At 49.7% G+C, this 17,852-nt stretch carries 13 protein-coding genes; 2 read left to right on the forward strand and 11 right to left on the reverse strand.

The features are described from left to right. Positions 1-57: 57 nt before the first annotated feature. The 10 genes from PN498_RS16060 to PN498_RS16105 form a co-directional block, all read right to left on the reverse strand. Positions 58-411: a slr1659 superfamily regulator gene (locus PN498_RS16060; protein ID WP_272063909.1), complete on the reverse strand. Its 354-nt coding sequence runs from the start codon at positions 409-411 to the stop codon at positions 58-60. 169 nt (positions 412-580) lie between these two features. After that, complete coding sequence (locus PN498_RS16065) at positions 581-1,207, reverse strand: slr1658 superfamily regulator (RefSeq protein ID WP_272063911.1); 627 nt, start codon at positions 1,205-1,207, stop codon at positions 581-583. Between the two features lie 47 nt (positions 1,208-1,254). Next, complete coding sequence (locus tag PN498_RS16070; protein ID WP_272063913.1) at positions 1,255-3,408, reverse strand: SpoIIE family protein phosphatase; 2,154 nt, start codon at positions 3,406-3,408, stop codon at positions 1,255-1,257. Continuing rightward, on the reverse strand, positions 3,398-4,510 hold the full coding sequence (locus PN498_RS16075; protein WP_272063915.1) for a TRAP transporter substrate-binding protein: 1,113 nt from the start codon (positions 4,508-4,510) through the stop codon (positions 3,398-3,400). Before PN498_RS16075 ends, PN498_RS16070 begins: the two co-directional genes overlap by 11 nt. Positions 4,511-4,524: 14 nt before the next feature. Next, the gene (locus PN498_RS16080) at positions 4,525-5,625 is read right to left on the reverse strand and encodes a TRAP transporter substrate-binding protein (protein ID WP_272063916.1); all 1,101 of its coding nucleotides are present in this window, start codon (positions 5,623-5,625) and stop codon (positions 4,525-4,527) included. 146 nt (positions 5,626-5,771) lie between these two features. Further along, positions 5,772-6,287 (reverse strand): hypothetical protein, encoded by a 516-nt coding sequence (locus PN498_RS16085; RefSeq protein ID WP_272063918.1) that lies wholly within the window; start codon positions 6,285-6,287, stop codon positions 5,772-5,774. Between the two features lie 2 nt (positions 6,288-6,289). Next, complete coding sequence (locus PN498_RS16090; protein WP_272063920.1) at positions 6,290-6,886, reverse strand: EF-hand domain-containing protein; 597 nt, start codon at positions 6,884-6,886, stop codon at positions 6,290-6,292. Positions 6,887-7,019: 133 nt separating this feature from the next. Further along, positions 7,020-8,396 carry a hypothetical protein gene (locus tag PN498_RS16095; RefSeq protein ID WP_272063922.1) on the reverse strand — a complete coding sequence of 459 codons (1,377 nt, stop codon included), beginning with the start codon at positions 8,394-8,396 and terminating at the stop codon, positions 7,020-7,022. A 578-nt stretch (positions 8,397-8,974) separates the two neighbouring features. After that, positions 8,975-11,743 (reverse strand): CHASE2 domain-containing protein, encoded by a 2,769-nt coding sequence (locus PN498_RS16100; RefSeq protein ID WP_272063924.1) that lies wholly within the window; start codon positions 11,741-11,743, stop codon positions 8,975-8,977. 3 nt (positions 11,744-11,746) lie between these two features. Then, complete coding sequence (locus PN498_RS16105; RefSeq protein ID WP_272063925.1) at positions 11,747-13,141, reverse strand: AAA-like domain-containing protein; 1,395 nt, start codon at positions 13,139-13,141, stop codon at positions 11,747-11,749. Between the two features lie 650 nt (positions 13,142-13,791). On the opposite strand from PN498_RS16105, the gene PN498_RS16110 reads away from it, so the two are divergent. Further along, on the forward strand, positions 13,792-16,506 hold the full coding sequence (locus PN498_RS16110) for a nucleoside hydrolase (protein ID WP_272063926.1): 2,715 nt from the start codon (positions 13,792-13,794) through the stop codon (positions 16,504-16,506). 295 nt (positions 16,507-16,801) lie between these two features. On the opposite strand, the gene PN498_RS16115 is transcribed toward PN498_RS16110, so the two are convergent. Next, positions 16,802-17,458 (reverse strand): DUF928 domain-containing protein, encoded by a 657-nt coding sequence (locus PN498_RS16115; protein ID WP_272063931.1) that lies wholly within the window; start codon positions 17,456-17,458, stop codon positions 16,802-16,804. 201 nt (positions 17,459-17,659) lie between these two features. On the opposite strand from PN498_RS16115, the gene PN498_RS16120 reads away from it, so the two are divergent. After that, entirely contained in the window at positions 17,660-17,794 is a 135-nt protein-coding gene (locus PN498_RS16120; RefSeq protein ID WP_272063932.1) for a hypothetical protein, read from the forward strand. The last annotated feature ends 58 nt before the right edge of the window (positions 17,795-17,852 follow it).

Consider the following 17,852-nt stretch of genomic DNA (forward strand, 5'->3'; position numbering starts at 1 on the left):
GGCTAAAGCAACAGAAATAATCTACTCTAAATACTGTCAGTTTTGCTGCATCATCTATCACTCAATTTCAAGTTTGAGGCTAGGTAAAAACTTCTGTAAATTCTTTAAAGACTTACCCTGCCACGGCATATCGTTAGACCCCAAAATGACTAGCTGAGTCCCTTTTTTTTTCCTCAGGCCCAAGACAAATTTAGATAACATGCTAATGCCAGAACTGTTAAGGAAAGCTAACTCTCGGAGGTCCAGCGTCATCTCAGTGGGATCCTGATCAATGACGTCTGCTAGTAAGCTGTTGATCGGGTCATAGTCTTTAGGGCCTCCCAGCGCTAGTTCTCCCTGAAACTTAACAGTTTGAGTTTCTGAGTCATATTGAATTGTGTAGTCTTCGCCTTTGATTTCCTGAGCGGTCATGACAAGTCCTATCCTCTGAGCTTAAGCAGTTGTATTAAGGTAAAACAGCTGAATATTGCGGCTGATCTTATCCAGGCGATCATGGAGAATCGCCTATGTAGCATCCCATAAATTCTCTGTGATCTTACTGGTCTAGGTTTTATTTTGGAACGTCTTGGCAAACCTGTTCCTATAGAGCAATTTGAACCATGGCGGTGACAATAGAAATTTCTGAATCCGGGGCAACGGGTTCAAATTGCCAACCCAGCTTAGCTTGGTAGTCATTGATCATCGTTAGGAAGCCTAATCCTGAAATTTTGGTATCGGGGTCTTCGGCGCTGGCTTCTACCTGACGAATATAAAATTCTTCTGGATCAGACTCTAGCAATTCTTGAATGAACTGTTGAAATTTTTCAGCTCCGAAGCGGTTGATGCTATTTGTGGCAAACATGACCGCGATAATGTCGGAACCATCCAAAAAGTGAATGCCAAATCTGACCTTGCAGTCAGCATCTTCAAGATTGAACTTCATGGCATTTTCAAGCAGTTCATTAGCGACGTAGCTAATGGCTCCTTTAGCCTCTTTGATCCGCCGCTCTTCAACCGGATCATCCTTATCGAGCGGCAAAAAATTGACGAAGTAATCCGCGATGAAATGGGCCGATAACCGCTGATTGCGCCAAAGATGACGAATCCGCTCAGAGGTAGGCGTAAAACTTAGCTCCAGAGAGTCGTGATCCGGAGGAAAGTTTGTGATGAAATCGCCAAATGTCTTCTCCATACCTGAGTTGCCTTTTGGAATTGGGTAATAGTCCATCGTCATCAGCCTTCAATACGTTGGGATCTACCCAACTGAACATCCAGTTATTGCATCGCTAATGTCTTGAGAAAACTTTCGTTAGCCGGATCAGGTAAAGACTCTGTGGTAACGTCTTGCCGTTTGAACACCAACAGTGTGATGTCGTCAAACACCTTCTGGGTGTCGATAAATTGACAAACATCATCAATGATGGCTTGTTTGACCTGTTCTGCTGGATTCTGCCAATGTTTGCTCACCATTTCGCAGAGTCGTTCCAAGCCGTACTGCTGCTTATCGGGATTGTAGGCTTCGGGAATCCCATCGGTGTAAAGGACAATCCCATCTCCAGGTTGCAGTTCCACAATGGCGTGATCAATGAATTCTGCAATATCGTCATCCAATCCAATGGGGAGGCCTAAATCCATCGTATCGATGCGCTCAACCGTACCCTCGGCTCGCACCACTAGCGTTTCTTCGTGCTGACCGCTGATACTCACCCGACCTTCAGAGTAGTTGAGGATAGTCAAGGTCAAGTTGCGATCGCTATTCATCCGCTGCACATTACGATAAATCGTGCGGTTGAGGGTGTCTAAAAATCGCACCAGGTCATACTCGCGAATTTCCTGTAGAGTGCGGACGGCGGTTTGGGTCATCAGCATCAGCAGGCCACTCTCTAACCCGTGGCCAGTCACATCTCCAATACCCAAAGTGACGATGCCTTCGGTCTGCAACACGTCATAGTAGTCACCCCCAACTTCATCAGCGGGTTCCATGTAGCCTGCAATGTCCAGACCTTCAACATTTTCTAATTCTTCTGCTTTGGGCAAGATCATCTGTTGAATCTGGCGGGCTACGTCGAGTTCGGCCCCCATCCGCAGGTTCTCTGCCTTGAGCCGCTCATTCAATGCCAGAATTTGCTCATTGGCGCTAGCGAGTTCGGCAGTGCGTTCTTCTACCCGGTCTTCTAATGTTTCCAAAGACTCTTTAAGTTGAGCTGCCATGCTGTTGAACGATCGCGCCAAATCACCCACTTCGTCTTTAGAGGTTTCAGGGGCTTTAGCGTCCAAATCTCCCGCTTGAATACGGCTAGTAACTTCAGTGAGTCGTTTAATGGGTTCTGCAATTTGCTGCTGTAGCAGTTTGACCATTGCAAGGCCCACCCCTACTGCTAGCAAACCACCTAACAACGTCTGCCATTGCGCCAAAGCCAGCCCTCGACTGCCAGCCTGTAATTCTTGGGCTAAGTCGACTTGCTGATCGGTCACAATTTGCTTGAGCTGATTCAGCATCGACTCGGCCAGCGGTTCAGCCTGCTCTTGAAACAAGAATAAATCCTGACGGTACTGGTCACTATCAACAATGTCGAACATCTGCTCTGGCAAGGGGGCGATCGCCTGCCGTTGCTTAGCAATTGCCGTCATCCGGTTTCTCTGACTGTCGGTAAGGCCAGTCTGATTCTCCAAGAGCTGTTCCCAAACCAGTTGGTTCGCCCTCGCCAAAGCGTTGTATTCGAAGCGGAAGGCGGGTTCTCGGGTCACGAGATAGCTTTGCAGGGCTGCGAGCGCTAATGAGAACGTATTCCTGAATTCCGCCATGTCACGCAGTAAGATTGTGTTGGCGCGGGAGGGCGATCGCAGTTCTTGCTCCTCTAGCATTAGCCCCATCTCTCGCTGAATCACAATCACGCTGGCATCGCCCTGCTCGTCCAGAATTTTCAACGCCGGTTGGTTATCCGTTAGATTGTTTTGTAAGGCGATGAGCTGATCGGGTAACGCTAACCAATCGCGGTAGCTCGTTGTTAATTCCTCCAGTTGTTCCCGTGACTGGGCTGAGGCATCGCGATCGCTAAATAACCTTTCCAACTGGGCTAAATCCGCCTCAAAGGCTTGACGGGTTTGCTGATATCGGTAGCGATATTCTGGTTCTCCGGTTGCCAAATAGGCCCGGATATTCGACAGCATTTTCAACAAGTTTTCTTGGGCATTGGCTGAGGCAAGGGTTGTCGGCACCCGCAGATCTTGAGTGCGCTGGATATTGGATGAGGCTACCTGTCCGGCCAAATAACTTGAGACCACCACCAACAGCGTAATTGCGACCAAACTGCCAAATCCCAACGTCAGCTTGCGGCCAATCTTCAGGTTTCGCAGCGTACGCCACAGCTGTAATCGGTTTAACTGGTGCGATCGCTTAGGCGTATTGTGATGGGATTTATGATTCATCAGCCTGGAGAGAAAAACGGTTAAAACTTAGTTCATTAATTTGATTCCACTGGAAGATTTGACGCCGAAACTGACGCCACTGCTGGTATAACTGCTGAAAACTCAAGTCCTCGCCAGCCGTCTCTTCCAGGAGCTCAAAGGTGGCGGTGTGAGCTGCCTCTAAGATGTCTTGGCTAAAGGGTCTTAGCTCAACGCCTCGAAAGATGAGATTTTGTAAGGCTCGACCGTTTGCCGCATCAAACTCTGCCAGAATCGTCAGGTTCATCTCACTGGCAGCCGCTTGCAGGATGCGCTGATACGCCGTCGGCAACTGCTGCCACTGCTCCTGATTGATCAAAATTTCGTAGGTTGTGCTGGGTTCCCACCAACCGGGATAGTAGTAATATCTTGCAACTTCATAGAGACGAAGTTGTTCATCCCCATGAGGATTCTGCCATTCTGCAGCGTCAATCTGACCCTCATCCAGTGCTGTTGCAATATCATTGACGCCTAGAAGTACAGGCTCTGCCCCCAGTTGTTCCATCACCCGTGCCCCAAAACCGGGTAGACGCATCTTAAGTCCCTTTAGGTCATCAACGGTGTCCACCGTTTTATTGAACCAGCCTCCCATTTGGACCCCTGGGCTGCCAGCCATCAAAGCCACCAATCCCAAATCGTTGTAGATGGATTGGATCGCCTCTAAACCGCCGCCGTAGTAGAGCCAGGCATATTGTTGATAGGGCATCAGACCAAAGGGCAGACTGGTGCCAAACACGAGGGCCGGGGCCTGATCGAGGTAATAGCCACTCGTGGTATGACCGCAGTCAACCTCACCCGACTGCACGACAGAGAACACCTCTAACGCCGATACAATTTCCCCAGCTTCGTAGGGAGTAATGATAAATTGCCCCGCTGTCATTGTCGCCACTTTTTCACAGAACATTTTGATAGCGCTAAAGATGATGTTGTTGCGACGGGGCCAACTCGTTGCCATGCGCCATTTGATTTCAGTTGATGAGGCAGGCGTCACCGCAGAGTTGATTTGGGCTTGCGCTGTTTGTTGAAGGGCGATCGCCCCTGTTGCCCCGAGGGTCAAATTTTGGAGTAGCCGTCTGCGCTGCATTGAACCGTTAGCTCCTAAACGGTGTTAAAAGCAAATTGGGCAAGACTCAGAGAACTCACTCGATTCCAGGCATAGAGATTTTGTCGAAAATCTAACCATTGTCGATAGAGGGTGTCGAAAGTTCTATCATCTGCCGCAAATTCTTCGTACATGTCAAAGGCCGTCTGACGAACCGTTGCCAAAATCTCATCGCTAAAGGGCAGGGTTGTGGTTCCTCCTAATCGAAAACGTTCTAGAATTTCCCGATTACGGGCGTTGTAGCGAGCAACCATAGCAAGGTTGGCAGCGGCAGATGCCGTTTTCAAAACCGTTTGATAGGCCGGGGGAAGATTAGCCCACTGCTGCTGGTTGATGAGTAATGCAAAAGTAGTCGCGGGTTCCCACCATCCGGGATAGTAATAATAGGCAGCAGCATTCTGTAACCCCAAGGTGCGGTCTTCCCTGGGACCAATCCATTCGACAGCGTCAATGGTGCCATCTAGCAAAGCAGGCACAATATTCTGCGCAGCAAGCGGGGTTGTGGCAACCCCCAATCGACTCAATACTTGGCCACCCAGACCCGGAATTCGCATTTTCAGTCCTGCTAAGTCAGCGACGGTGTTGATAGGTTGGCGGAACCAACCACCCATCTGTCCCGTTGTGTTACCTGCTGGAAGCCAGACTAAGCCAAATGGGTCAAGCAGCTTTTGGATATTGGCAATGCCGCCACCACTGTAGAGCCAGGCGTGTTGCTGCTGCGTGTCAAAACCAAAGGGAATCGATGCGCCAAACGCCAAAGCTGGGTCTTTATCTACAAAGTAATAGAGTGCTGTATGAGCACAGGGCACCTCTCCAGCTGCGACCGCATCAAACACACCCAGTGGTGGAGCCAATTCGCCCCCTTCGTAGGGAGTGATGGTAAAGCGCCCAGAGGTCATTTCACTCACTCTCTGGCATAAAATGTCAAGTCCTTCGAAGACGTCGAGAAATCGAGGCCAACTCGTTGCCATACGCCAGTTGACGACAGGCTGCGATCGCTCTGGTTCGCTGGTCAGCTCTGGAGGGTAGCTGCAGGCTGTTAGTGCACCCGCCATACCGCCAACAGCAATTTGCTCAAAAAGGTGACGACGTTTCATCTAAAAACTTCTAGGAGCGGGTTGAATAACCGCTTAAGATGACAGAAACAATCTGATATTACAGGGGGTTTAGCCCTAGACAAGGTTAGAAAAGTGAGGAATTTGAGGTCTGCAATGACGAGTAGTTCCTGATGTGAGTCACACCTTTAAACCTCTGTCAGCTTCAAGTCATCAACATAGAGCATCAAAAATCCCAAGGCAATGGTCATCCAAGACCGCCAAAAAGGCTGTATGGGAATATCCCACAGCAGCCCCCACGTACCACACCAAGACAAGATAATACCGATGTAGGTATAGACAGCAATAAGGTTGGGATAGTGACGTTTAAGGTAGACAACTGCTTTACCCCATTGCCCCCGCCGCCTATCTATTGGTTTAAGTCGACTGGTTCTCATCAAAACCAATTCATCAAGCGACTGATCGTCGATGTAGAGCATCGTTAAGCCCAGCACAAGCAAAAACAGATGTTTTGCCGCAACCACTGGGGCAACAGCAGAGACTGGAGCTAGTAGATCTTGTCCGCTAGCCCACGTGTCTGCAAGGTACCAGCTGCCACTCCAGATACTGACGATGCTGATCATAAGATAGATGGCATAAGCGTTAGGATGGCTGTGCTTAAGCTGGAAGAAAAAGCGCTCTCGGTATCCACAGGGTTCAGGCATAGCTAAGTCAATAACAACATCTCGATAAAGCGAGTCCAGGTCAGCGGCAACGATTGTATCTGCGCTTTCAGCTGCGCCGATTCCTGTTCTGACAAATGCGCCTCACCGACACTGCGCATAGCCAAATTCATTTCTTTAAGACTGATCGCATCATCACCGTCAGCATGAATGGGCAAGAAGTATGTCGTAAATTCCTCATAATTAGCCATCAGCCGACGATGCCGCAGCATCAGCTCGCCAAACTCTTCAAAGTCAATCTCGCCGCTGCCATCTCTATCAATGCAGTTAAACAAATAAGCCAATTCTGTCTCAGATGAAAATTGTCCCGTTTGGCGCAGATGTGCGGTCAATTCTTGCACCGATAGGGTGCCACTCTGATTGACATCAATCTGATTGAAAAAATATCTCAAGTCCCCTTGGACAGCGGCGCTGGCTTTGTTCAATAGTTGACTACGGTCCCGAGGCGTAATTCCCCGTCCTAAGACCTCTAGCGCGTCAGCAATTTCCTGCTCGGTCAGATAGCCATCGTTGTTGGCGTCAAATAGGGTATAGATTTCTCTAAACTCATGCTGACGATCTGCAGAAAGATTCGGAGGCATAACTTGAAAGCTCCTTGATTTGCAAGACAAAGGGCATCACATTAGTGGTGCGGAGCGGGATTTTGTGGGATTGCTGAGCATATTCAACTCTTTCATTTCAAGCGTTGGAAACAAAGAATTTCAGCAATGGGGGTTACTCCTGCATGCCGGCATAGAGGAGTCGCATAAACAGCCGCGCTCCATCGTCTTGCTTCAGCTCTGCGTAGGTAGGTGGTTCCCGCACGCCGACTACTCGCAGGTCAGACAGCAGTTCAGGATGGAACTGACAAGTAAACGATCGCCGCACTTTCCGCGTTTCGAAATCGATGTAGTTGATGCAAGTGGCAGAGCACTCGGTCACCACCTCACCGTGCTCTGCTGTCGAACAAAGAATCTCAATCGCATCGGGCAGACGAATGAGCCAGGATAACGAGCTATTAGCCACCACATGGCGACAGGGAATCAGGGCATCATGAATCAACCGATAGGCCCAGTTCGCAAAGAGAATTGCCTCTTCGTTCACCTCATCGGAATGGAACATGGCGATGTTGAGTTCATGTTCGTACTCAATGGTCGTGTCGATGATGCCTTCATGTTGATCAGCTGTAATTTCATGGGCAGTCGTCAGCTCTTCAGGAATCGCTGACGTCTCGGCATCAGGAGACTGATAGTGCAACAGCTGACGATCGCCCACTTCCTGCGATTCATTTTTGGCTACTGCAAATTCTGGATGAGTCCAGCCGTTAGCTACCTGCCGTCCGGTTTTCTTCAAAATGGGAAGCGATTGCCCCACAGACTGAATACGCTCACAAACCCGCTGCAGCGATCGCAGCGATTTTCCTTTCGCATCTCCGACAAGGGGACCTGACGTCAGCACTGCTTGAACCGCTTTTTGTAGCAGGCTGATATGGGCTTGAGCTGCAAGCTGATGTCCCAAACAGATAAAGATGGCGGGCGCACTGGTAGGCGATCGCGACAGCAAAATCCTTTCCGTCACCGCAATCAAATCGTCGTGCGAGCATCGGGACCCAGCAAAGGTTGTCGGGTCTCGCAGGGAAGGATCACCGCCTTCCATCACGATCGCTAAACCAGACGCCAACACCGCCGTCAGCTTGTCGAGATCAAACACCCCGGATGACCAGAGCGGAAACAAAACGGTGTCACAATCGGCAATGACTTGCGCTAGATAGGCCACGTTGATAGATGCCCGGACATGTTCACCCAGCGGGTTATGGCCCACATGCTCCCAAGGTTCAATGACTGCGATCGCATTGCGATAGAGCTGTGGATTCATCAATAGTTGTTCGAAGGCGGCTTGAGAATCGATCACCTTTTCCAAAGGCTGCCCCTGCCCCCAAGCAAACTCAGGATTGTGCTCCACCACAGATCGATGCATGAGTGGGCTGGGGCTATGACGATCAGCCAGAAATCGGCCCAGCAAGATATGAATAGATTCGAAACCCGAACCACTTTCACTCAAGTAGCCCGGCTGCGATCGCCAAATGTAGGGAGAAGCTTGCAGGTTAACCATCAACTCACAAAAATTGCATTTCTGACTGGACGATTCCTAGAACTTCAAAGCATCTAGTTGCTCGTGACAGGCTCTTCCTTTAGGTCCTTTCTGCCGCCGCTTCATACAGCACCGTAAAGCTAGTGGTATGGCTTCAGCCCTCTGGCTCATACACAAACGGGTGCTCAGCACATCGCTAGATGTCCTTAACAGAACTGACGACGGCTATACCTCTGGCGTCAAAAGGTCCTCGGGCCATGAAACAGGGCCTAAATCCTAATGATGACTTTTAAGCAAAGCCAACATTGACCGAGAATATCAAAAAAGATCCGGCAATCGAAGTTGGAAAAAGTAATGAAAATAGGCTCTTTCAAAGACCTCAACGTGAGAAAAGTAAGACAAGCGAGTTTAGCCCATGCCCATGCCTATCGACAGGGTCGTTATGTACCGGTCGAGTGCGACATACAGCAGCCTTACTCGTGTTGTTTAAAGGATCTTCATGCAAGCATTGACCGCTGGTTGGGTATTGTTAGCGCAGCGTAATGCCCGCAGCCAGTATTTTTATTTTCTAACAAAGAAATCGCCATGAAAGCTGTCTATTAATCTGAAGCATTGTCCCAAAAAGCATGAATCGTCGCTTGGTTTTCTTTGCTTTCCGTCTGCTTCAAAAACTCCAAGGCGATTTGGGCAACAGCAGGTTGTTCTCGGCTAAGCAGCCCGAGTTGTTGAACGGTTTGCTGAAGCTGAATGCGTTTTGAGCGCCGAGCGGCGATCAGCGGAAACGATAAGCAGGCGGTAATCCATCCCAGGACTGCTGGGACGACAGGAATCCACCAGCCTGCCAGAAAGCTGAGATAGCTGACAACAAGCAGAACGATCGCCCCCACTAGACTCGCGATCGCAATTCGTCTGATCAGCTTTAGCCCCCAAGCGGCAACGGCACCCGCTGTCGTCCATCCCCAAATCCACAGCCATTCCCCAGGTTCTGACCAGGTATTCAGTAAAGGACGCCCGTCGATTGCTCCCGCTAAGAGCTGACTGATGATATTGGCATGAATCGTGACTCCCGCCATCTGTTCAGAGGCCCCAAACCAACTGCGGCTGTAGGGTGTTCGAAACAAATCGTTGATGCTTTCAGCAGTGGACCCGATGAGAAGAATACGATCGCGCACAGCCTCCTCAGGGACCTCTCCGGCCAGGACCTGATTAATCGAAAAGGTTTGAAATTTGGACAAGTTACCGCGATAGTTCATCAAGATTTGATAGCCTCCGTCGTCTGCCCGGATGTAGCCTCCGTCATACCGACGAAAAGGCCGTAGGGTGGACTGGCCCAGCCTTATGCTATGAGGTTGGTTTGGCAGCGATTCAGGAAATATCCCTTCAGCCTCTAGATAGGCAACTGCCAACCTCAGCCCCAACCCCTGCTGCGTTTCACCCTCTTCGCTACGAACTGACAGCAATGCCCGACGCACTTTTCCATCGCTGTCTAGCACCAAGTCAGCAAAACCGATGCGATCGCTAACGGCCAATGAGGGGGGCGGAGCAACCTGACTGCCGACCGTTTTCTCGATGCCGATAAGGTTAGGCAGTGCGGCAAATAGCTGGTTGAGTTGGTCGGTCCCCGGCTGTACAGGCAAATCACGATACAAGTCAAGACCAATCAGGCGCGGTTGCTGAGCATTCAAGGATTGCAAAGTCTCGGCCAGCACTTGATCAGGAATCGGGAAACGTCCAATCTGTTGCAAATCAGGTTCGTTGATCGTAATTACGGTGATATAAGGATCAACGGTTTCAGCTCCATGGCGCAGCTGAAAAAACCTATCCAGCACTGCCCATTCCATTCCCTCTAGCCATCCGGTTAGACGCAGCAGCAACGTCAAACTGGCGATCGCCCCGCCTAATACAGCAGTCCACCTGAGGTGAGGTCGCAGACGCTTGGCCCGCTGTTGACTGACACGCTGCGCATGGGCGAGGACCTGATTCGCTTCCTTAGCAGCCCACAAAGCGAATTCGGCTTGCTGGCGTTCTTGTTGTTCTTGGTTTAAGCGTGCCTCAACGCGCTGCTGTTCTTGCAATTGACTAGCTCTCAAAAATCGATAATCTAAGTCGCTGAGCTGTTTCTGATCGGCCCAAGCGATCGCCTCCTTGAGAGCAAGCCCCTCCAGCAGACAGCGGGTATCTTGCTGACGGGATGCTATCCAAGTATTGAATGTTTCAGCATAGGGACGCAGGTGACTGAGTTGCTTAGCGACCCAGTTTTCATCGAAGACGGCCTGATAAATACGATTTTTGACTTGAAGTTGCCCTGATTGAGAAACAACCAGTCCTGAAAGCAGCAGCTCGATTTGCTCAGGACTGGAATCTAAAGGAACGTCTCTGATCGTAAGAATCTGCTGATAAAGTCCCAAAATGCGACTGGTCATAGTGGGCTGATAGAGGATGCGATCGCGAATTGTGCGTAGATGCTCTGGCTCATCGTTGCTCTCCCAATGAGCAATGATGTGGGTTGCAACGACCTGATCAATCCAGCTTTCGACCGCTGGTTTGTGAATTGGGCTGATCGCTTCTTCTAGGCTTTCAGGGTCGGTGAGATAGGCTGACTGATGCTCCTGAATCAGTAGGGAACAGAGTTTTTGCGTCAGTAAAGGTTGTCCCCCAGTCCATCTGAGTACGGTCGCTAATACCTGTTGTGGAGCGGCTCCTGCCCTCTGAAGTCCTGTCGCTAAAGGCTGAGCTTCACTGAGCGAAAAGCCGTTCAGGGAAATGGCTCGGCCAATGTTGAACGGCGTTCGCTGTTTGTCTTGAATGAGCGTAGACGGAGAAGCAACGCCAAAAATGGCGAACGCAATCCGGCAATAGCGAGCATCGACGGCCCGCCGGTTGTAGCAATAGCGAATGAGGGCAAAAAAGTCATCAATTGAGAAGGACAGCCCTAGAATGCTATCAACCTCATCAAAAAAGATATAGAAGCGGTCTTCGGGATGTCGACCTAGTAAAACATCGGCAATAAACTGGCTTAGCTTTTGTGGCAGTGACAGATCATCATGCTGTTGCCACCAATCGCGAAAATTCACCTTGTCAAACAGCCGAAAGCCCGACCATAGCTCAGCTATCAATCCCTTGTACCACTGAGTAGGCGTAACAGTTTCACTGCCAATGTTGGTCAAGTCTACGGTGATGCAGCGGTGTCCTTCTTGCTGGAGCCGATACTTCGTCCGCACCATCAGCGAAGATTTGCCCATTTGCCGGGAGTTCAGCACATAACAAAACTCACCAGCTTCCAAGGCTTGATAAAGATCGGTATCGGCCTGCCGTTCGACATAAGTTGGATCGGTGGCAACCAAGGTGCCACCCACTTGATATCGCATAAGTCATGAAGTCGATGCAGCCAGTTGATTCTGAAAATAGAGCCGATACAACTCACAGGCAGGTTTGAAGAGATCATTTTCAAAGCGAATCAGACCAAAGCTTTCTAGCCGATAAGCCGCAATCGCATCCAACCTCACGCCCTCCTCAGCATTGACCACCTTTGAGTAGACATCAGCCAGTTCCGGATCGCTTTGTAAGGTAGCTAAATAGCGTTGCAGATGCTGGCGATAAATCCCGATGGGTGTTGCTGCTGTCTCCAAAATCTCTGCCAAAGAGGTCTGCGGCTGTTGCAATGCATAAAAAACCAAACTGGCAAGATAAGGATGACCGTTGGTCAAGTGATGCAGCGCTTTGAGATGCCACGGCCCTTGACCTTGGGTTAGCGAGGTCAGGCCATATTGATGAGCGAGTTCATGTAGCTGAGCCAGCGTAAACGAGGGAAGGACGATGGACAAGCCTACATTGAAGGGGGACTGATTAATTTTCAAAGGCACGTAGAAATCAGTGCCGTGGACCAGTACTAGACGCAGCTTCTGCCAAAGCGAATCATCCTTGGACTGCTCGTACCACACTCTCACCATAGGCAAAAAGTCATTGGCGATCGCGGCATATTCAAAAATACGGTTCAGCTCATCGATTCCCAATACCAATGGAGCCGTCAAGTTGGCCAGCACACACCGTTCGATGTAAAGCTTGCAGTTGACCTTACTACCCATGTCATCGTCCCATAGTGCATCCACTTGAGACGGCAATCCCAACTGCCCACTCAGGTTGGCACAAAACCAGCGTAGGAACTTATCCAAACTGGCAAAGCAAGCTTCGTCCACTTCTTGCAAGTTCAGCTTCACAGTGCGGTGACCCCGAGTCGAGCTATGGGCCAGCAGCCGATTCAGCAAAGAACTTTTACCCATACGACGGGGAGCCTTGATTTTTAACAAACAGCCTGGCTGTTCCAGTTCGTGAAACGCGATCGTTTCCAAAGGCAACCGTTGAATATATAACGATGAATTCAGGGGCACTGGTCCTGAGGGCACCGTGAAATCGCCATAATCGTTAGCAGCGAGGACTTCACTAGAGGAATCAGACGACTTGGACACAGCGGTGAGTGAACCTGTTTGAACAGACGACGGCTGCTGATTGCTGGATAAATTTTGAAAATATGGGGTAAACACCAGATGAATATTCTTTTTGCTCACCGTCTCGTTCATAGCAACAGAGATCTCTGACCAGAGCTTGGACCCTATCTGCTTGACATACTCTGGGCCATAGCTCGACTCATGCGCCATCTGAGCATAAGTACGCTTCAGCCAGGACTGACACAAAACGAACCGCTCAAGCGCCTCTAAACGTCGCTGCAAAAGCTCTTCTACGGCATGAACGAGGCTATCTGCATCCATCAGAAAAAAACTGCGGCGATCGCCTGGCGGATTTCAACTCGGCTCGACCCGATTGTCTAGTAAACAGCCTTCGCTACTAGCTCTAAATCGTCTCATTATCATAATCGAATCTTCGACAAGGTCATTATTGAATCAATCACGATCCTGACAAAAGATAACTTTTCTACCTTTTCTTACCTAAGCAAGCCGATAACATCATGCAGGGAAAAAATCTTTCAAGAGATCAAAAGCCAAATTTCTCGACGTCCTATGCAAAGTCTTTAACACGGTTTGAAAAGCTCAATTTGTTCACACTGACGATGTAAAAAGCCCTAAGATCAGTGACTCTATAAAATGAATGCTAACTGAGTTCTTTAAACAAGAGTTGCCGTGTAAGCACGCAGCACTATTGTTCAGATTGCTACAAAACTTAGCTTAGACAACTTACTAATATTACCCTTCTACGGAGATTGTTCCAGTATCATAATTTTTGACCGAAGTGAGTGTCATGGAACTCCTTCAACGCTGAAATTGCTCTAATCTAACTTTCGATTTTCTCAATTTCAATTGAATTATTGTGCACTTCAATTGTCTCAATAGGTTGTGCACCTATTACCCATGTCTGGGTGCAATTTTTGCGATGTTAATTTTAAGTTAAAGGCTGATTAATAATGCCAGATCAAGAATTAAATCCGGTTATTCCCCTCATTTTTGATGATGATGGTAGTCAAGATGGAATGACCGCGCTTGCCTACATGCTGGAGAATCCCAAATTCGATCTGCAAGCCATCACCATTTCTCAAGGCATCGCTCGTCCCGAAATTTTTGCTGATAACCTTGCCAAAATGCTGACCCGTACGGGAGATACCGACATTCCCATTGGCGTTGGCAGAGCCACTCCTTTGGAAGGCAACAATGAGTTTCCTGATTTTATTCGCGACGGTTCAGATACGTTTTGGGCACCGTTTGTAACCCTACCCGAAGAGGCCGATCCCACTATTGTCGTGCGTGATGACGCCGTTGATCTGATCATCGAGACCATCAACAATTCACCCGAACCTGTGGCAATTCTGGCAACGGGGCCTTTGACTAATATTGCCGAAGCGCTCCGTCGGGATCCGTCTATTGTTGACAATATTGAAGTCGTTCAGGTGATGGGCGGTGCGGTTTTTGTAGAAGGCAACCTACCCGTTTTACCCTTTCCCCCTTTCTCTACCAATCTGGAGGGAGAATTCAATATCTGGGTGGATCCCGTTGCAGCCCAAGACGTTTTTGATTTTGGCGAACAGGGATTAAAAATTCAACTCACTCCCCTGGATGCGACTAACCAAGTTGAATTCGATCGCGAAGACTATGAAGCGTGGTTAGCGACAGACACCCCTGAGAGCCTAATTGCGGCTGAATTTCTCGACTTTGCTTTGGCCGTCATTCAAAGCGATCTTGATCCCAATCCGGTGTGGGATTTAGTTGCGGCAATCAACCTCAGCGAACCTGACTTCTCCCCTGAAACGCCCCTACACATTGACGTTGATACAGAGTCAGATCCTGGCGATACGCAAGGAAAAACAGAAGCGGTTGAAGGACTTCCTCCTAACGTCTTAGTCTCCCTAGATCCCAGCTTCGACAATATTGATTTTGATGCCAGCGAAGTCTTTTCAGCCTTATTGCCCAGCGAACCTACTATTACGGTCGGTATTGCACCAGACGAGGTGATGATAGCAGAGGGAGAAACCTTTACCTGGAATTTTACACTCAATCACCCTGCTCCAGAAGGTGGCCTATCTGTGTTCCTGCCTATCACAGTGAACAAAGATCCGGCCCCTGGCGATGTTGACTATTTTGTAGAGGGCAGCAGCAACATTGCTGATTTTGAATTGGTGACGCTGTTCGACGACTCCATCTCTCGGGTTATTGCCTTTGGCGACAGCTATTCAGAAAATGGGCGATCGCTTGAACTCTCTACCGAAGCCGTCAATGCCGGGGTGCCAGATGCCTTCATTCTGCCAGCCGATCCTACTCTGGGACTCTACGATGCTGAAGGACGCTGGACGAATGGTCCTACAGCTGTTGAGGTACTGTCAGAGACCCTTGAAGTGGGTCTAACCAACTATGCAGTTGGCGGCGGTAAAAGTGGCAACGGCAACTACTACAGCTGGCTTGATCCAATCGAAGACACGGGCGTTTTGGGACAAATTGAGCAGTTTTCGGCGGATCTGTCCGGTCAAGCTGCCGATCCGGATGCGCTGTACTTCATCTTCGCTTCCGCCAACGATCTGTTTGAATACGCTGATTTTGGTTTGCCGGGCACAGTCGAAGCGCTTGCCGTCGACACGGTTGGAAATATTGCGGAGAGCGTATTGCAGCTGTCCGATCTGGGTGCAGAAAAGTTTCTTGTCGTGAACTCTTCCGACCTGGATATTCTGCCAGGTGTGATTGAGTTTGGACAGGTTGCAGAAGCCGCCACATTTACCGATGAAGTGAATGCTTTATTGCCTGGGGCTTTAGATGAACTGAGTCAAGACCTTGGGGTTGATATTGCGCTGTATGACCATGTCGCAATTAGCGATGACATTCGTGACAATCCTGAAGCATTTGGTTTGAGCAACGTTGATGATCCCTATCAGCCCATTTTCCCGATCGAATCCGTGGCAGGACCCGACCCCGATGAATTTTATTTCTGGGATGAGTATCACCCCACACGCCGCGCCCATGAGATTATCGGTGAAGACATGGCAAACTTTGTGGAGTCTGAGTTTGAGGACGGTGGAATCATCGCTGGCTTTGCCGTCACGATCGCTGAGGGGGCCACTGAAGCAACGCTCGTGTCTGAGGCGATCGCGGATGGCATCGAAGAAGGGAATGAGACCTTCACAACGGTGCTTGCCGATGGGAAAAACTATCGCGCCGATCCCGACAACAATCAAGTAACCACAACGCTATTGGATGCCACGACCAACGACGTTCTCATCGATCTGACAGGCTTTGATGGAGAGGTTGCGCTGGATCTCACAACCAGTCGAGAAGCCGCCTTCGACAACATCTTGAAGTTCTACCAGACAGACGCTCAGGGTCGCGTTGAGGGCCTGCTGCCAGGCGAAGCGGGATATGAAGACGCCGTTCGCGGCAATCTGTTGGATGGAGCCGACATTTTTGTGGAGACCACCAACACCAGTATTGACGAGACACTCGTCCTTGCCGGAGGCGCTTACTATGCACCTGCCTTGCTGGTTCGAGGCGAACTCGAAAATCTGGTCACCCTTGATGATACGGCCATGGGGATGGGGATGATCCAACGAGACGAAAACGTGTGGCGTTTTGAAGACTGGAAAGACTTTGACTTCAACGACCTTGTTTTGACGCTCAACTCAGCTGAAGGGGTGGCTTAAAGCGTCACCTTGAGGTGTTTTGGTGAACTATAGCCGTCGTCTTGTCCTGACGGAACTGGCGACGGCGATATTATTGGGTGCACAAGCCTAGTGGAGCATTTGGCATGACCCTTGCCATTCTCAAAACGGCTGCTTGCCTAGATATTCTGAACGATAGCGGCATGCATTTGAATCAAGCACCCCCATTCCCTATTCCCTGCTCCCTTAAGACACTGAGATGTACTCGACCAAGCTGCACAAGGCTACAAGCGGGCAATATGAACAACAAATGACCCACTAGAGGGCTAAAGCTACACTACAGCAGTGATTGCAGAAAATTCTGAAGTTCAAGATCAGTGGGTTCGGCGATCGCCTCGTCTACCAAAACACCCACAAATTCGTACCAGTATCCCCTTTCGGCATACCACTGGGCTTGCTCCAGAAGAGACGTTTGTGCGCTCAGCTCTTGCGCTTGATCCGCTGTCAACTCTACCCGCTGCACCCAGCCAGTCAACACCGGATCGTCGGGTTGGACAGTCTCTCCGCAGACCAACACAACGTGCCACTGATAATTATGACCTGGTGTTAGCGGGGGGGTTTGCTCCGGCAAAGTAAAACTGGATATGCCATCTTGTTCAGCGATTGGTAGGAAAGCGCGTTCGTAATAACTCCCAGACTCATCTCGCAGAGTCAGCACTACCTGCTGTGCAGTAGTTTCAGGGATCTCGACAAAAATGGTCGGTTGCTCTGCCAGGGTCAGGCCAAAATTGAGATCGGGCATGAATGCTTGGATAGGATCTTCGCTAGCACTACATCGGTTGCCGTCGCGCGATCCGGCTCCTGATGTATCGCGGGGTTGTCCAGTGCCCGGTGGCTCAAAATCACTGTTGAAGACAATATCCTGTAAAGCTGTAGCGGGTGAGTTGGCGTCTGATGATGTTGGCCCTAAACTCGCTAGGGGTTGCTGAGCCATACTAGTTACGGGCAAGACAGTGACCCACGCCAACGTTTGCAAAGCCAAATGGCAAGACCGAAAGCGCACCGGATGCATAGTTCAATTAGCAATAGGGGGCAGCGGCAACAACAAGCTACTGGCAACAGCAACGCCAATCATTAGCCACTCTCAACATACATTGGCTATTGGTGCCTTTCAGGGTAATTACGTAAAAACCTGATGAAGACCGTAAAGCCTCCGTATATCTTTGACATTACTCAAAGATTTTATAGAGCCGTTGCCAATTCCGTATTGCCAGAACGGCAAGCCATCTGGCAATACGGATACCCCAATGCTATTGGGTATCAAGCCTAGATAGCTAAAGCTAGAGCACTGCTAGACCCATCGCGTTGTGCGGTACATCAAATGCCTC

This window comes from Oscillatoria sp. CS-180 (genome assembly GCF_028330965.1).
In the GTDB taxonomy this organism is placed as follows: domain Bacteria; phylum Cyanobacteriota; class Cyanobacteriia; order Phormidesmidales; family Phormidesmidaceae; genus Halomicronema.

Excerpts from the sequence above, each read along its gene's own strand:
- PN498_RS16060 (WP_272063909.1), bottom strand. The coding sequence starts at position 411 with ATGACCGCTCAGGAAATCAAAGGCGAAGACTACACAATTCAATATGAC.
- PN498_RS16065 (WP_272063911.1), bottom strand. The coding sequence starts at position 1,207 with ATGGACTATTACCCAATTCCAAAAGGCAACTCAGGTATGGAGAAGACA.
- PN498_RS16070 (WP_272063913.1), bottom strand. The coding sequence starts at position 3,408 with ATGAATCATAAATCCCATCACAATACGCCTAAGCGATCGCACCAGTTA.
- PN498_RS16075 (WP_272063915.1), bottom strand. The coding sequence starts at position 4,510 with ATGCAGCGCAGACGGCTACTCCAAAATTTGACCCTCGGGGCAACAGGG.
- PN498_RS16080 (WP_272063916.1), bottom strand. The coding sequence starts at position 5,625 with ATGAAACGTCGTCACCTTTTTGAGCAAATTGCTGTTGGCGGTATGGCG.
- PN498_RS16085 (WP_272063918.1), bottom strand. The coding sequence starts at position 6,287 with ATGCCTGAACCCTGTGGATACCGAGAGCGCTTTTTCTTCCAGCTTAAG.
- PN498_RS16090 (WP_272063920.1), bottom strand. The coding sequence starts at position 6,886 with ATGCCTCCGAATCTTTCTGCAGATCGTCAGCATGAGTTTAGAGAAATC.
- PN498_RS16095 (WP_272063922.1), bottom strand. The coding sequence starts at position 8,396 with ATGGTTAACCTGCAAGCTTCTCCCTACATTTGGCGATCGCAGCCGGGC.
- PN498_RS16100 (WP_272063924.1), bottom strand. The coding sequence starts at position 11,743 with ATGCGATATCAAGTGGGTGGCACCTTGGTTGCCACCGATCCAACTTAT.
- PN498_RS16105 (WP_272063925.1), bottom strand. The coding sequence starts at position 13,141 with ATGGATGCAGATAGCCTCGTTCATGCCGTAGAAGAGCTTTTGCAGCGA.
- PN498_RS16110 (WP_272063926.1), top strand. The coding sequence starts at position 13,792 with ATGCCAGATCAAGAATTAAATCCGGTTATTCCCCTCATTTTTGATGAT.
- PN498_RS16115 (WP_272063931.1), bottom strand. The coding sequence starts at position 17,458 with ATGGCTCAGCAACCCCTAGCGAGTTTAGGGCCAACATCATCAGACGCC.
- PN498_RS16120 (WP_272063932.1), top strand. The coding sequence starts at position 17,660 with ATGAAGACCGTAAAGCCTCCGTATATCTTTGACATTACTCAAAGATTT.